A 13,438-nucleotide genomic window follows, 5' to 3' on the forward strand; every position below is an offset into this window, starting at 1 on the left:
TTGCAGTCAGGTTTTGCCGCATGGGTCCACCAGTGCGCCGCAGAGCCCGCCACGAAGGCAGAGCGATCGATGTCAGCCCTTGCGATGCGGTTCCACCCGGAGCGTGACGAGACCAGGGTTCTGGCCTTTCCGCGCTGCCCCACGGCGGAGCGGGTCGCCGCCGCGCGCGAGCTTTCGCCCGAACAAAGGCTGGATCTGGAGCGCCTGCGCTGGCTGGCGCTGCGCTCGCAGCTGGCGCCCAAGTCCGATCTGGAGCGCGCCTGCTACGTTCTGGCCGGCCAGCCCACAGCCTCGCTCGACCGCTACGCCACAGCCTTCTTTCGCGGCCTGTGCGATCAGGCAACCTCGGAAATGACGGTCTACCGCCCCGGCGCCGCCGAGGTCAGCGACGACGAATGTTGGCTGCTTCGCCTTGTCGGCGCCTGGCGCACCGGCCAGGAAGCCGCCGCCGGCGCGCTCGTGTCCTGGCGCGTGCGCCCGCCGGCCCGGCGCTGGATGCGCTTTCTCTCGCACGGCATGGTCCGCGCGCTCGACGCGGCGGCCTGACCCGGCCATGAGACCCGAACCGGCCCTGGTCCGCCGCCGGTTCGCCTCCGACCGCGCTCCCACGCCCGTCGTCCTCCCTTCACCTCCCTACCTCATGAACCGGACTGCCCCGCAAGGGCGGCCCTGGAAACAGCCTTCTCCATCTCGCAGTTTAGAATGATTCAAAAGTAGCTTGAAATCGGAGCGGCGCGAGGCTAGTTTAGAACCATTCCAGACGGGCCGATGCCGTCTGCCCCGAATCACAATGCCCCACCCGAAGGAGAATCCCATGGGTTTCGTTGCCGCCAAGATCGAGCCGAGCGCCAAGGAAGACATCGTCAACGGCCTGACGCAGGCTCTTGCCGAGACTGCCGTCGAGACGCTCAAGGCGCAGAACTTCCACTGGAACGTCACGGGCATGAGCTTCGGCGCGCTCCATGAGCTGTTCCAGGAGATGTACGAGGATCACTTCGAGGCGCAGGACCTTCTCGCCGAGCGCATCAAGGCGTTCGACGCCCATGCCGAAGGCCGCTACTCCCTTTATCTCGAGCGTTCCGCCGTGCCCGAGCATGACGGCCGCACCGACGCCAAGACCATGGTCGAAGTCCTGATGAAGGACCAGGAGACCCTGTCCTCGACGCTTTCGGCTCTGGCGCAGGTCGCCGAGCAGCATGGCGACTGGGCGACCAACGACATGGCCACCGGCCGCATCGAGAAGCACGACAAGTTCGCGTGGATGCTCCGCGCCCACCTCAAGACCACCGCCGCCTGATCGGCAGTCGGTCTCGACACATGAAAAAGCCCGCCGGAGCGATCCGGCGGGCTTTTTCGTTCGGGGGTCGAATGCGAACAGCGGAGCGAGGCGGCCTCGGTCAGGCCGCGCCCTCCTCCTCGTCCAGCGGGCAGGGCACGCCTTCCCGCTCGCATTTGCGCCGATAAGCGATGGCCCAGAAGGCGGGGTTCTTGTGCTCGGAGCGCAGGCGCTCCATCAGCCCGTCGAAGAAACCCTTCTTCGCCTCGGCGCTGCCCGAGCGCGGGAAGGAATCCTTCTCCATCTTCGTCATCATGCAGCCGACGCAGCGCCCGGCCCGCTTGTACTTGCAGACATCGACGCAGGGGCTCGGCGCGTCGGCCCAGATTGGGGAAACCGTCATGGGGTGGAATCGCCTGAGAGAACGTGACTTTTCCCTGAGCTAGGCCGCCTCGGGCACCTTGTCGAGGGTGCGCTCGGTCGCGGCCGGGCTCCCCTCCAGCTTGTCGAGGGGACAAGGCCGATCCTTCTTCGCGCAGCGCCGACGGTACATGCGCGACCAGTAGCCAAGCCGGCCGGAGCTTTCCAGCCGCGAAACGAGAAGCGTCAGGAACCCCTTCTTCTCGGCCTTTCCGCCCAGCTTCTTGAAGCGCTTCTTTTCCGGCTTGGTCATGCCGCAGCCGATGCAATGGCCGTTGTCGCGAAACTTGCAGACGGAAATGCAGGGCGAAGGGGCCTTCGCCCAGGTCTTGGATTTGGCCATCGCGTCAGTTCTTGTCCTCGGGCAGCGGCGGCAGCGGAATGGCGGCGATGCCCTCCTCCAGGAGAGCGTGGACGTCGCGGTTCGACGCCTCGCCGTAGATCTGCCGCTCCTCGACCTCGCCATAATGAATGCGCCGTGCCTCGTCGGCAAATCCCGCGCCGACATAGTCGGCCTTGGCGCGAACCTCGCGTGCCATCTCTTGCAGGCGAGAAACCATCTCGGCCATTTCGGGCGGCGCGCCGACCATGGCCGTGCCCTCCCGCAGAGGCGCCACGGCGCGCTCGGAAGTCGAGACCGCCGGTCGCATCAAAGCTTTCGCCACGTCGGCCGAGCCGCAGATGGGGCACTCGAGCAGGCCGCGCCCGGCTTGGGCCTCGAAATCGGCGCCCGAGCGAAACCAGCCGTCGAACCCGTGCCCAGCCGGCTCGCAGCGCAGCGAATAGTGGATCATACCTGCGCCAAACCCTTGTGCGGCGCCTGCGCCAAACCCTGGCGCGGCGCATCAACGAAATCCGCGCGCGGATCGGGCGCCTCGAAGCGGCGGCGGTTCTTGAGATTGGGAACCTTGGCGCGGATCTCCGCGACGCGCGCCGTGTCGATCTCGGCCAGGGCCACGCCCGGCTCGTCGCCCGCCACTTCCGCCAGGACCTTGCCCCACGGGTCGATGGCGATCGAATGGCCGAAGGTCTCGCGCCCGTCCTCGTGCAGGCCGCCCTGCGCCGCCGCCAGCATGAAGCAATTGTTCTCGATGGCGCGGGCGCGCAACAGGATGTGCCAATGCGCCTCGCCCGTCTGGCGGGTGAAGGCGGCGGGCGCGGTCAGGATTTCGGCGCCCGCCAGCGCCTCGGCGCGGAACAGTTCGGGAAAGCGCATGTCGTAGCACACGGCAAAGCCCAGCCGCGCCACGCCGCCGTTCACCGCGATATCGGCCACGCCCGCGCGCACGCCGGGCTGGTAGGTCGCCGATTCCCGCCAGCTTTCGCCGCCGTCGAGATCGACGTCGAACATGTGGATCTTGTCGTAGGTCTCCAGCGTCTCGCCATCCGGCCCGAACAGAAAGGCGCGGTTGGCCGCCATGCCGTCTGGCGCCGCCACGGCGGTGGAGCCCAAATGCAGCGTGATCGCATGCCGGCGCGCGAGCGCCCGCGCGGCGGCCACCACCGGGTCCGCCTCGGCGGGCTTCAGATGGTTGCGAAACGCCGCCTTGTCGCGGCACAGGATGCCGGTCATCTCCGGCGTCTGGACGTAATGCGCGCCGCGCGACACGGCCTCGCCGACCAGGCGCTCCATGGTCTCGGCATTGCGGGCCGGGTCGATCCCGGAGCGCATCTGAACGAGCGCGGCCTTGAACACCGTCATGGCGCGAGCCTCCTCAGGCGGCCAGCAGAGGATCGAGCTTGCCCGCCCGGTCCAGCGCATAGAGATCGTCGCAGCCGCCGACATGCGTTTCACCGATGAAGATCTGCGGGAAGGTCGAGCGGCCGGGCGCGCGCTGCATCATTTCCTGGCGGAAGGCCGGGTCCACCGTCGCGTCCTTCTCCTCGAAGGCAACGCCCTTGGACGACAGAAGCTGCTTGGCGCGCGCGCAGTAGCCGCAAAGCTGGCGGGTGTAGATCGTGACGGGGGGCATGGGGCGTCCTCGAGCAGGCAGACAGGCAAATCGACCATCCCATATGCGGTCAAGCGCGCCCGGCTGCAACCCTTGCGAAGACGAGCACATCGACCTCCCGCGCCCCGGCGCGCTTGAGCGCGCGCACCGCGCTCGACACCGTGGCACCCGTGGTGAACACGTCGTCCACCAAGAGCACTCGGCGTCCGCTCACCGCGCCCACCTCCCGCGCCGGCACCTCGAAGGCGCCGCGCACATTGGCGAGCCGCTCGGCCGGGCCGAGGCCGACCTGCGAGCGCGTGCGCCGGGTGCGACGAAGCGCCATGGGGGCGAAGGGTGGATGGCCGTTCGCCAACAGCCGGGCGAGCTCCGCCGACTGGTTGAAGCGCCGGCGGAACAGGCGCGTGCGGTGAAGCGGAACGGGCACGATCACCTCGGCATCGGCCAGAAGCTCCGCCCCCGCCCGCCGCATCCAGCCAGCCATGAGCGGGGCGAGGTCGGTGCGGTCGCCATATTTGAGGCGCGAAACGAGGCGGGCGGCCAGATCCTCGTAGATCACGGCGGCGCGCAGACGCGCGAAGGCCGGCGGCTCGGCGATCGCCTCCGCCGACAGGAAGCCCTTGCCGAGATTGAAGGAGAAGGGCAGGCCCAGCGCCTCGCAATAGGGCCGTTCGATGAAGCGCATGCCGCGCCAGCAGATCGGGCAGAGCGCCGCCGCCTCGCCCACCGCCACGCCGCAGCCCGGGCACACCGGCGGATAAAGAAAGCGCGTGAGCGAGCGCTGCACCAGCGTCCAACCCCGCAACATCGGCACCATGGCCTTTCTCCCTCCCCTGCCAGCAACCCAAGTCTTCGCCGACGATCGCAGCCTTTGGCCGGCCGCGCTGCGCACCTCGCCGCGCCGGGCTTGGAAATTCCGTTCGCCTTCCGGCCCAAACTCCACGATATAGCCCCTGCGGCCGGCTACAAGGCCGATGATCCCCCCTGCCGCGCGAGGCCTTCCGCGCGGCGCCGCTTGCCGAGGCTTTTCCATGACCGAAGCCGCCGCCGCTCCGTTCGACCGGTCCCTTCTCGATCAGCGCCGCCTGCGCGCCCATAGGAGCGCAGAGCCGGGCGCGGACTTTCTGCTCCAGGCCGTGGCCGAGGAGCTGGTGGACCGATTGTCGCTGGTGCAGCGCCGCTTCGCGATCGGCGTCGACCTTGCCGGCCACGGCGGCCAGCTTGCCGCGCGCCTAGTGGCGGGTGGTCAGGTCGAGCGCCTCGTTCGGGTGGAGCGCGACGCGCGCTTTCTCCGCGCCGGGGAGGAAGGGATCGTGGCGGACGAGGAGGCGCTGCCGCTGCGCGACGAGAGCATCGATCTCGTGGTGTCGGCCCTATCGCTGCATCTCACCAACGACACGCCGGGCGCTTTCGTTCAGATTCGCCGCGCGCTGAAGCCCGACGGCCTATTTCTCGCCGCGCTGCTCGGCGGTGAAACGCTGAACGAGCTGCGCTCCAGCCTGCTGGCGGCGGAGGCCGAGCTGATGGGCGGCGCCTCGCCCCGCGTTGCGCCCTTCGCCGATCTGCGAGAGGCCGGCGCGCTGCTCCAGCGCACGGGCTTCGCACTGCCGGTGATCGATCAGGACCGGCTGACGGTGCGCTACGACACGCTGTTCCACCTGATGCGCGACCTGCGCGCCATGGGTATGACCAACATGCTGCGGGCGCGCTCGCGCCGTCCGGTGAGCCGGCGCCTGTTTCTCAAGGCGGCGGAAATCTATGCCGAGCGTTTCGCCGACCCGGACGGGCGCCTGCGCGCCACCTTCGACATCGTCTATCTCTCCGGCTGGCGGCCGCACGACAGCCAGCAGAAGCCCCTGAAGCCCGGCAGCGCGCAGATGAGCCTGGCGGAAGCGCTGCGCCCCAAGGCAGAATGACGCCGTCGGAACGAGGTCTATTCGGACGACAGGACGGCGCTGATCTGGGCGAAGACGCTGCCCATCATGCCGCCGATCGACTGGCCCGTGGCCGACACGCCGCCGATCATGGCCATGGCGATCAAGGACGCGAGGAGGGCGTATTCGATCGCCGTCGTGCCCCGGACATCGCCGATGCCGCGCCGGATGTTGCGTCCCAGGGCGCTCAACACGCCCCCCGCTGCGAACCGTCGGGGAAATGGAGGCACGGGCCGATCTGCGAAGGCGCGGCCGGGCCGCCCATGGCGAAGGAGAAGCCCGACGGCTTGACCGAGCCGGTCATGGTCATGTCGATGCCGTCGCCGCTCAGGCTGCGCTCGGAGCGCGGCGAGAAACCGACGACCACCGCGAGCACCAGCGGGCCGAGAAGAAGCGTCGCGCGCAGGAGCGCGGACGCCACGCCCCCTTGGCGGCGGCTTCGACGTTTGATGCGGGATCGGGTCATGCGGCCCTCCAGGCGAATGCGGCCAAGTCTTCCCCTCAGCATCGCTCACGAGGGGTAAAGCGCGCTTTAAGCCCTATGCTTAACGCCCGAAGCTCCGTCGGATTAAGAGCGCCTAACAAAACCTCTGGGCGGAGGATGGTCGAGGGATTTTCCTCGGGGACGAGGAGCGAAGCTTAAGTGATGCTGGCGGCAGGGCCAAGCATTCGCGACGACGTCCACGGCGAAAAGACCCGACCAGCCGACCCCACGAGGTCTAGTTAGGTGCTCTAAAGCAGCTCTTCCAGGAACGGGATCAGAGGCAGGTCGGCCGGCGGCATGGGATAGGCGCGCAGATCGGCCGCGCGCACCCATTGGATCCGCTGCCCTTCCAGCCCCTGCGGAATGCCCTCGTAGCGCCGGCAGACATAGAGCGGCATCAGGAGGTGGAAGCCCTCGTAGGTATGGCTGGCGAAGGTCAGCGGCGCCAGACAGTCGGCCTTTGTCTCGACGCCGATTTCCTCGCGAAGCTCGCGGATCAGCGTTTCCTCCGGCGTCTCGCCCGGCTCGACCTTGCCGCCGGGAAATTCCCAGAGCCCGGCGAGGCTCTTGCCCTCCGGCCGTTCGGTCAGAAGAATGCGGTTGTCGGCGTCGAGAAGCGCGCAGGCCGCGACGAGGAGAAGGCGGGGCGTCGGCATGGCGGCTGCGCTTTCGAACGGAGGATCAGACAGTGACGCCCGGCGGGGCGCGGTAGACGTAGCGATAGGCTTCGCGGAAGCCGAGGCGGCGATAAAGCGCCAGACCCGCCGCATTGTCGGCCTCGACCTGCAGCCAGCCCGTGCGCGCGCCGCGATGGACCGTGTGGCGCAGCGCCGTGACCACGAGATCGCGCCCGAGGCCCTGGCCGCGCGACGCGGGCACCACGGCGACGTCCAGAATTCCGGCCAGATCGTTGTCGGTGATGGCGAGGGCCACGGCGGTCGGCGCGCCGGCCTTGCTCTCCACCACGAAGAAGGCGGCGGGCGGGCGAATGGCGCCGAGTACGGCCTCCAGCCCCGGGCGCAGGGCCGCCGGGCGCTCGTGAACGGCGAGCGAGGCTTCGAGATAGCGCTGCCCGTCATGGATCGGGATGCGATCGATCCCGGCGCTGAGATCGATCTCAGACAGATCGGCGGTGTAGACGAGCGACTCGCCGAAGCGCGACCAGCCGGCCGCGTCGAGATGGGCGGCGAGCTTGGGCGAGCAAAGCGGCGACTGGCGAAACAGGAGCGGCCGGCCGACCTCGGCGAAGCGCAGCCGCGCCGCCTCGATGCGCGCCTCGATATCGGCGTCGTCCGAACGGTCGAGCGGGTTCACCGAGTTCAGCCGCTTGGCCGGGAAGCTCGTCGTCAGGCGCACCGCCCAGGTGCCGTCGAAAAAGGTCGAGGAGGCCGGCCACGCCCGGAAGCCCGCCGCCTCGAGGCGACGGACCACGGACAAGCTCGCCGGCGCGTCAGCTCCGATAGTCGCCATTGATCGCGACATACTCCTTGGTGAGGTCGCAGCTATAGACCGTCCAGCGTCCGTCCCCGAGCCCCAGGTCAACGCGGATGGCGATCTCGTCCTTCCGCATCTCGGCGGAGGCGACGGCCTCCTCATAGGCCGGGTCGCGCTCGCCCTCGACGGCGACGCGGACGTCGCCGAAGGAGATCGCCAGCTTGTCGCGCTCGGCCGGCTCGCCGGCCTTGCCGACCGCCATGACGACGCGGCCCCAATTGGCGTCCTCGCCGGCCACCGCCGTCTTCACCAGGGGCGAATTGGCGATCGACAGCGCGATGCGCTTGGCCGAGCGATCGTCCACCGCGCCCGACACGGTGACCTGGATCTCCTTGCGCGCACCCTCGCCGTCGCGCGCCACCTGCCGCGCGAGGTCCAGGAGGACGGCGTTCAGTGCCTCGCGGAAGGGCTGGAGACGCGGATCGGCAGCGTCGGTCACCTGCGGATTGCCGGCCTTGCCGGTGGCGAAGAGAAGCAGCGTGTCGGAGGTGGACGTGTCGGAATCCACCGTCACCGAATTGAAGCTCGGGCCGACGGCCTCGGTCAGGAGCGTCTGGAGAACGGCGGGCGAAATCGCCGCGTCGGTGGCCAGGAACGAGAGCATGGTGGCCATGTCGGGCGCGATCATGCCGGCGCCCTTGGCGATGCCGTTCAGCGTCACTTGGGCCTCGCCCAGCGCGACGGTGCGGGTCGCGACCTTGGGATAGGTGTCCGTGGTCATGATAGCGTTGGCCGCCTCGCGCCACAGGGCTCCGTCGACGCCCGCGACAAGCGCCGGCACCTGCGCGTTGATCTTGGCCGGGTCCAGCGGCTCGCCGATCACGCCCGTGGAGGCGAGAAAGACCTCGTCCGGCCGGCAGCCCAGCGCCTCGGCCATCGACTGGGCCGTGGCCTCGCAGGTGGCGAGGCCCTTCTTGCCGGTAAAGGCGTTGGCATTGCCCGAGTTCACCAGGAGCGCACGGGCCGTGCCAGCTTTCAACGCAGCGCGGCAATGGTCCACCGGCGCGGAGGGGCATTTCGACGTCGTGAACACCCCGGCGACGCTCGTTCCCTCCTCGAAGCGCATCAGGAGGAGATCGGTGCGGTTCTTGTACTTGATGCCGCCTTCGGCGGTCGCGATGGCGACGCCGGGAACGGTGGGCATGTCGGGATAGGAGATCGGCGCGAGCGGCGAAACGGCGGTGGCCATGTCTGTTCCCTCTTGGGAGGATGGGGCGAACGCGCGCTTCCTGCCCGATGCGTCTTCGCGCCGCAAGAGCCGGCGCCGTGTTGGCCCGCATCCGGCAACGAAAACGCCCGCGACGGATCGCGGGCGCAAGGATTGGAAAGCCGGGCGGCGCGGGGAAATGCGCCGCGCCTGAAGCTCAGTTGGCCGTGGCGGGCGCCGGGGCGGGCTCGGCGGCCTGGTCGGCCTCGTCGGCGGCCGCTTCCGGGTCGCTTCCGGCCTTGCCGGACATGGCCTTTTCCATCGCCTCGACCTGGCCCTTCAGCGCCGGGTCGACATAGCTCACCTTCTCTTCCTCGCGGGCGGCCTGCACCATGGCGATGTACTTCTCGCGCATGACGATCTGGCGCACCTGATCCTTCACCTCGTCGAAGGCCGGGGGCTGCTGCTTGCGCTTTTCCAGGACCTTGATGACGTGCCAGCCGAACTGGGTCTGGATCGGCTCTTTGGTGTAGGAGCCCGGTTCCAGCTTGAAGGCGGCCTCCTCGAAGGCCGGCACCATCTGGCCGGGGCCGAAGAAGCCGAGATCGCCGCCCTGCGGGCCGGTCGGGCCGGTGGACTTCTCCGCCGCCACGGCGTCGAAATCCTTGCCGGCGTCGAGTTCCTTGATCGCCGCCTCGGCCTCTTCCTTGGTGGGAACGAGGATGTGCTTGGCGTGGATCTCCTCCACCGGCTTCATCGAGGCGACCTCGGCGTCGTAGCGCGCCTTGAGCTCGGCGTCGGTGATGGCCGAGATGCCGTTCTTCTCGAAATAGGCGTTGTGCAGCGCGCGCTCCCGCAGGAAGGCGATGCGGCGCGCGACGTCGGGTTCGTCGCCGAGCTTGGCGGCCTCGGCCTTTTCGGCCAGCGCCTTGATGTCGATCAGGGCCGAGAGCACGGCGAGGCGCTGCTGCTCGGGCGGCAGCTGGCCGAACTGGCCGGCGAGATCGGCCGAGGCGGCCTGAAGATCGGCCTCGGTGATCTCCTGCGAGCCGACCTTGGCGAGCACCGTCTCGGGCGGGATCGGGGCGGGTGCGGGCGCCGCCGCGGGGGCTGCCGCGGCGCCTGCCGCGGGCGCGGGGGCCGGCGCGGGCGTGTCCTGCGCGAAGGCGGGCGCGGCGAAGGCGAGCGAGGCGGAAAGCAGGGCGAGGCCGGAAGCGGCGCACCGGAAGCGGGTCAGGGACGGCATGGCTTGAATGAGCCTTTCAAGAAAGCGGCGCCCAACGAAGACGAATCGCGAAGCACGGCAGGGTCTATCCCATAGCGCAAAGAAGGGGCTTTGCGGTGTTTTGAGGGCCGTCGCGCGCCGGGGCGCGGCGTTGACATCGATCAGGTGCCCTCTTATCTCTCGCACGTTTTAGAAGTCCAGCCGCCTTCATCCTGGCTGCATCCGTCGGATGCTGTGGCCGATGCCGGCCATCGGCGGTGGACGGCGGGCGCTCCGCGCCCGATCGAAGTTTCCTGGAAGGACGTTACGGATGGTGAGTTTCGGTGGCCTAGCCCGCAAGCTCCTGGGGTCGGCCAACAGCCGCCGGGTCCGCAAGTTCGAGCCAACGGTGCGCGAGATCCTGGCGCTGGAGCCCGAGATGGCCGCGCTCAGCGACGAGGCGCTGCGCGCCCGCACGAGCCAGTTCCGGGACGAGATCGCCAAGGGCCGCACGATCGACGACCTTCTCGTGCCGGCCTTCGCCACGGTGCGCGAGGCGGCCAAGCGCGCGCTGGGCCTTCGCCCCTTCGACGTGCAGATGATCGGCGGCATGGTTCTGGCCGGCGGCTCGATCGCCGAGATGCGCACGGGCGAAGGCAAGACGCTGGTCGGCACCCTGCCCGTCTATCTCGCAGCGCTAGAAGCCAAGGGCGTCCACGTCGTCACGGTGAACGACTATCTCGCCCGACGCGACGCGGCCACGATGGGCCGGGTCTACAATTTCCTCGGCCTCAGCGTCGGCGTCATCATGCACGGGCTGACCGACGAGGAGCGTCGCGCCGCCTACGAGTGCGACATCACCTACGCCACGAACAACGAGCTCGGCTTCGACTATCTTCGCGACAACATGAAGTACGAGCGCTCGCAGATGGTGCAGCGTGGGCATCATTTCGCGATCATCGACGAGGTGGACTCGATCCTGATCGACGAGGCGCGCACGCCGCTCATCATCTCGGGCCCGCTGGACGACCGCTCCGATCTCTACCGCACGATCGACAGCTTCATTCCGCAGCTTTCGCCCGAAGACTACGAGGTCGACGAGAAGCAGCGCCAGGTCTCCTTCACCGAGGACGGCACGGAAAAGCTCGAGCGGCTTCTGGAATCGGCCGGCCATCTCGTGGGCGACTCGCTCTACGACATCGAGAACGTCACGATCGTCCACCACGTCAACAACGCGCTGAAGGCCCACAAGCTCTTCAACCGCGACAAGGACTACATCGTCCGCAACGACGAGATCGTCATCATCGACGAGTTCACCGGCCGCATGATGCCCGGCCGCCGCTTCTCCGAAGGCCTGCACCAGGCGCTGGAGGCCAAGGAAGGCGTCACCGTCCAGCCCGAGAACCAGACGCTCGCCTCGATCACCTTCCAGAACTATTTCCGCATGTACAAGCGCCTCGCCGGCATGACCGGCACGGCGGTGACGGAAGCGGCCGAGTTCGCCGACATCTACAATCTCGATGTGATCGAGATCCCGACCAACCTCCCCGTCAAGCGTCTGGACGAGGACGACGAGGTCTATCGCACCAACGAGGAGAAGTTCCGCGCGATCGCCAAGGAGATCCGCGCGACGGCCGAGCGCGGCCAGCCGATCCTCGTCGGCACGACCTCGATCGAGAAGTCGGAAATGCTGGCCGAGCGCCTGCGCCAGGAAGGCCTGAAGGACTTCCAGGTCCTGAACGCGCGCTATCACGAGCAGGAAGCCTATATCGTCGCCCAGGCCGGCGTGCCGGGTGCGGTGACGATCGCCACCAACATGGCCGGTCGCGGCACGGACATTCAGCTCGGCGGCAATCTGGAAATGCGGGTCGAGCGCGAGCTCGCCGAGGTGCCGGAAGGGCCGGAGCGCGAGGAGGCGATCGCCGCCATCCGCACCGACATCCAGCGCCTCAAGGAAAAGGCGCTTGCCGCCGGCGGCCTCTACGTGCTCGCCACCGAGCGCCACGAGTCGCGGCGCATCGACAACCAGCTTCGCGGCCGTTCCGGCCGCCAGGGCGACCCCGGCAAGTCGAAATTCTACCTGTCGCTTCAGGACGACCTGATGCGCATCTTCGGCTCCGAGCGCATGGACACGATGCTGACCCGCCTGGGGCTCAAGGAGGATGAGGCGATCGTCCATCCCTGGATCAATAAGGCGTTGGAGAAGGCGCAGAAGAAGGTCGAGGCGCGCAACTTCGACATCCGCAAGAACCTTCTGAAATACGACGACGTGATGAACGACCAGCGCCGCGTCATCTTCGAGCAGCGGCTCGAACTGATGGACGCGGAGTCGCTCGACGAGACCGTCGCCGACATGCGCCACGAGACGATCGAGCTTCTGGTCGCCCGCCGCATGCCCGAGCGCGCCTATCCCGAGCAGTGGGAAACCGCCGCGCTGACCGAGGAGATCCGCGAGTTTCTCAATCTCGACCTTCCCATCGCCGCCTGGGCGGAGGAGGAAGGCATCGACGAGGGCGACGTTCGCACCCGGATCGTCGAGGCGGCGGACAAGGCCTTCGCCGATAAGGAAGAGCGCTTCGGCGCCGACATCATGCGCTATATCGAGCGCTCGATCGTGCTGCAGACGATCGACGCCCTGTGGCGCGAGCATCTGGTCAATCTCGACCATCTGCGCTCGGCCGTCGGTTTCCGGGGCTATGCCCAGCGCGATCCGCTGAACGAGTACAAGTCGGAAGCCTTCGAGCTCTTCCAGTCCATGCTCACCAGCCTTCGCGAGCGCACGACGCAGCAGCTCATGCGCGTCGAGATCGTCCGCCCGGAGGACGAGGCGCCGAGCCTGCCGGAAATGCAGGCCCATCACATCGATCCCACCACGGGCGAGGACGAGTTCGGCCAGGGCGCCGCGCGCCTCACCGCCGACTTCACGCCGACCGAAGAGTCCCCGCTCCAAGTGGACCCGAACGATCCCTCCACCTGGAGCTCGATCAGCCGCAACGCCCTCTGCCCCTGCGGCTCGGGCAAGAAATACAAGCACTGCCACGGCGCCTACGAGCAGATCGCCTGAGGCAGGCAGGATTGAGCGAAACGAGGCCGGCGGCGACGCCGGCCTTTTTTGTTTCCGGAGGCAGACTGAAAAAGGACGGCCCGTTTAGCGGGATGGCGGCTCGATCGGGAAGGACGTTCTCTTCGGCGCCGGTGGAAACCGATCTCGGCATTCGAGCTCTCCAGGCCGACTGACAGAATGTTGCGACCTGCGCGATCAGAGGCGTACATCGCATGTATGAACGTGGACCCCTGCCCCTCGCCCTCCGAGGTCTTTGCTATCGCCGAGGCAGCGTTTCGTTCTCGGTCTGAAGGGGCATCCTGTGCGTTTGTCGCAGGCTCGCTCATGCGAGGACTAGGCACTCCCCTGTCCGACATCGACATGGTCGGTTCTGTACGCCTCCCCTGAGGCCGAGAGCCGCGAGTCCCTCATTCATGAAGGCGTCCCCGTCGACGCGTTCGTCCACGACAGGAAGACGCCGGCA

Annotated in this window: 16 protein-coding genes; 4 read left to right on the forward strand and 12 right to left on the reverse strand. The window is 68.0% G+C overall.

Annotation, left to right across the window (positions count from 1 at the left end; genetic code table 11):
- Positions 1-69 precede the first annotated feature (69 nt).
- Together M673_RS16095 and M673_RS16100 are read left to right on the forward strand one after the other, a co-directional pair.
- Positions 70-546 carry a hypothetical protein gene (locus M673_RS16095; protein WP_148640101.1) on the forward strand — a complete coding sequence of 159 codons (477 nt, stop codon included), beginning with the start codon at positions 70-72 and terminating at the stop codon, positions 544-546.
- A 268-nt stretch (positions 547-814) separates the two neighbouring features.
- Positions 815-1,297, forward strand: coding sequence for a Dps family protein (locus M673_RS16100; protein ID WP_061977127.1), 483 nt, complete (start codon positions 815-817; stop codon positions 1,295-1,297).
- Between the two features lie 100 nt (positions 1,298-1,397).
- On the opposite strand, the gene M673_RS16105 is transcribed toward M673_RS16100, so the two are convergent.
- The 6 genes from M673_RS16105 to M673_RS16130 are packed head-to-tail and all read right to left on the reverse strand — an operon-like array spanning position 1,398 to position 4,465.
- Positions 1,398-1,679 carry a DUF1289 domain-containing protein gene (locus tag M673_RS16105; protein WP_061977129.1) on the reverse strand — a complete coding sequence of 94 codons (282 nt, stop codon included), beginning with the start codon at positions 1,677-1,679 and terminating at the stop codon, positions 1,398-1,400.
- A 39-nt stretch (positions 1,680-1,718) separates the two neighbouring features.
- Positions 1,719-2,039: a DUF1289 domain-containing protein gene (locus M673_RS16110; RefSeq protein ID WP_061977131.1), complete on the reverse strand. Its 321-nt coding sequence runs from the start codon at positions 2,037-2,039 to the stop codon at positions 1,719-1,721.
- A 4-nt stretch (positions 2,040-2,043) separates the two neighbouring features.
- A complete protein-coding gene (locus tag M673_RS16115) occupies positions 2,044-2,490 on the reverse strand; it encodes a DUF1178 family protein (protein ID WP_061977133.1) in 447 nt (148 codons plus the stop codon).
- On the reverse strand, positions 2,487-3,398 hold the full coding sequence (locus M673_RS16120) for a carbon-nitrogen hydrolase family protein (protein ID WP_061977135.1): 912 nt from the start codon (positions 3,396-3,398) through the stop codon (positions 2,487-2,489). Before M673_RS16120 ends, M673_RS16115 begins: the two co-directional genes overlap by 4 nt.
- A 13-nt stretch (positions 3,399-3,411) precedes the next feature.
- Positions 3,412-3,669 carry a glutaredoxin 3 gene (grxC, locus tag M673_RS16125; RefSeq protein WP_061977137.1) on the reverse strand — a complete coding sequence of 86 codons (258 nt, stop codon included), beginning with the start codon at positions 3,667-3,669 and terminating at the stop codon, positions 3,412-3,414.
- Positions 3,670-3,718: 49 nt separating this feature from the next.
- Positions 3,719-4,465 (reverse strand): ComF family protein, encoded by a 747-nt coding sequence (locus M673_RS16130; protein ID WP_061977139.1) that lies wholly within the window; start codon positions 4,463-4,465, stop codon positions 3,719-3,721.
- A gap of 214 nt (positions 4,466-4,679) precedes the next feature.
- Here M673_RS16130 and M673_RS16135 point away from each other — a divergent pair, with 214 nt between their 5' ends.
- Complete coding sequence (locus M673_RS16135) at positions 4,680-5,564, forward strand: methyltransferase domain-containing protein (protein ID WP_061977141.1); 885 nt, start codon at positions 4,680-4,682, stop codon at positions 5,562-5,564.
- A 17-nt stretch (positions 5,565-5,581) separates the two neighbouring features.
- Here M673_RS16135 and M673_RS16140 read toward each other — a convergent pair whose 3' ends face one another.
- The 6 genes from M673_RS16140 to M673_RS16165 all read right to left on the reverse strand — a co-directional run bounded on the left by M673_RS16140 (position 5,582) and on the right by M673_RS16165 (position 9,953).
- Positions 5,582-5,773, reverse strand: a complete 192-nt coding sequence (locus M673_RS16140) for a Flp family type IVb pilin (protein WP_061977143.1) — start codon at positions 5,771-5,773, stop codon at positions 5,582-5,584.
- Positions 5,770-6,048, reverse strand: coding sequence for a hypothetical protein (locus tag M673_RS16145; RefSeq protein ID WP_148640102.1), 279 nt, complete (start codon positions 6,046-6,048; stop codon positions 5,770-5,772). Before M673_RS16145 ends, M673_RS16140 begins: the two co-directional genes overlap by 4 nt.
- 266 nt (positions 6,049-6,314) lie before the next feature.
- Entirely contained in the window at positions 6,315-6,722 is a 408-nt protein-coding gene (gene mutT / locus M673_RS16150) for an 8-oxo-dGTP diphosphatase MutT (protein ID WP_061977147.1), read from the reverse strand.
- 25 nt (positions 6,723-6,747) lie between these two features.
- Positions 6,748-7,497 carry a GNAT family N-acetyltransferase gene (locus M673_RS16155; RefSeq protein ID WP_082639545.1) on the reverse strand — a complete coding sequence of 250 codons (750 nt, stop codon included), beginning with the start codon at positions 7,495-7,497 and terminating at the stop codon, positions 6,748-6,750.
- Between the two features lie 19 nt (positions 7,498-7,516).
- Positions 7,517-8,749, reverse strand: coding sequence for a bifunctional glutamate N-acetyltransferase/amino-acid acetyltransferase ArgJ (argJ, locus tag M673_RS16160; protein ID WP_061977151.1), 1,233 nt, complete (start codon positions 8,747-8,749; stop codon positions 7,517-7,519).
- 175 nt (positions 8,750-8,924) lie between these two features.
- Positions 8,925-9,953, reverse strand: coding sequence for a peptidylprolyl isomerase (locus tag M673_RS16165; protein WP_061977153.1), 1,029 nt, complete (start codon positions 9,951-9,953; stop codon positions 8,925-8,927).
- Positions 9,954-10,242: 289 nt separating this feature from the next.
- Between M673_RS16165 and secA the strand changes: the two genes are divergently transcribed.
- A complete protein-coding gene (gene secA / locus M673_RS16170; protein ID WP_061977154.1) occupies positions 10,243-12,975 on the forward strand; it encodes a preprotein translocase subunit SecA in 2,733 nt (910 codons plus the stop codon).
- The last annotated feature ends 463 nt before the right edge of the window (positions 12,976-13,438 follow it).

The sequence above is a fragment of the Aureimonas sp. AU20 genome (assembly GCF_001442755.1).
In the GTDB taxonomy this organism is placed as follows: Bacteria; Pseudomonadota; Alphaproteobacteria; order Rhizobiales; family Rhizobiaceae; genus Aureimonas.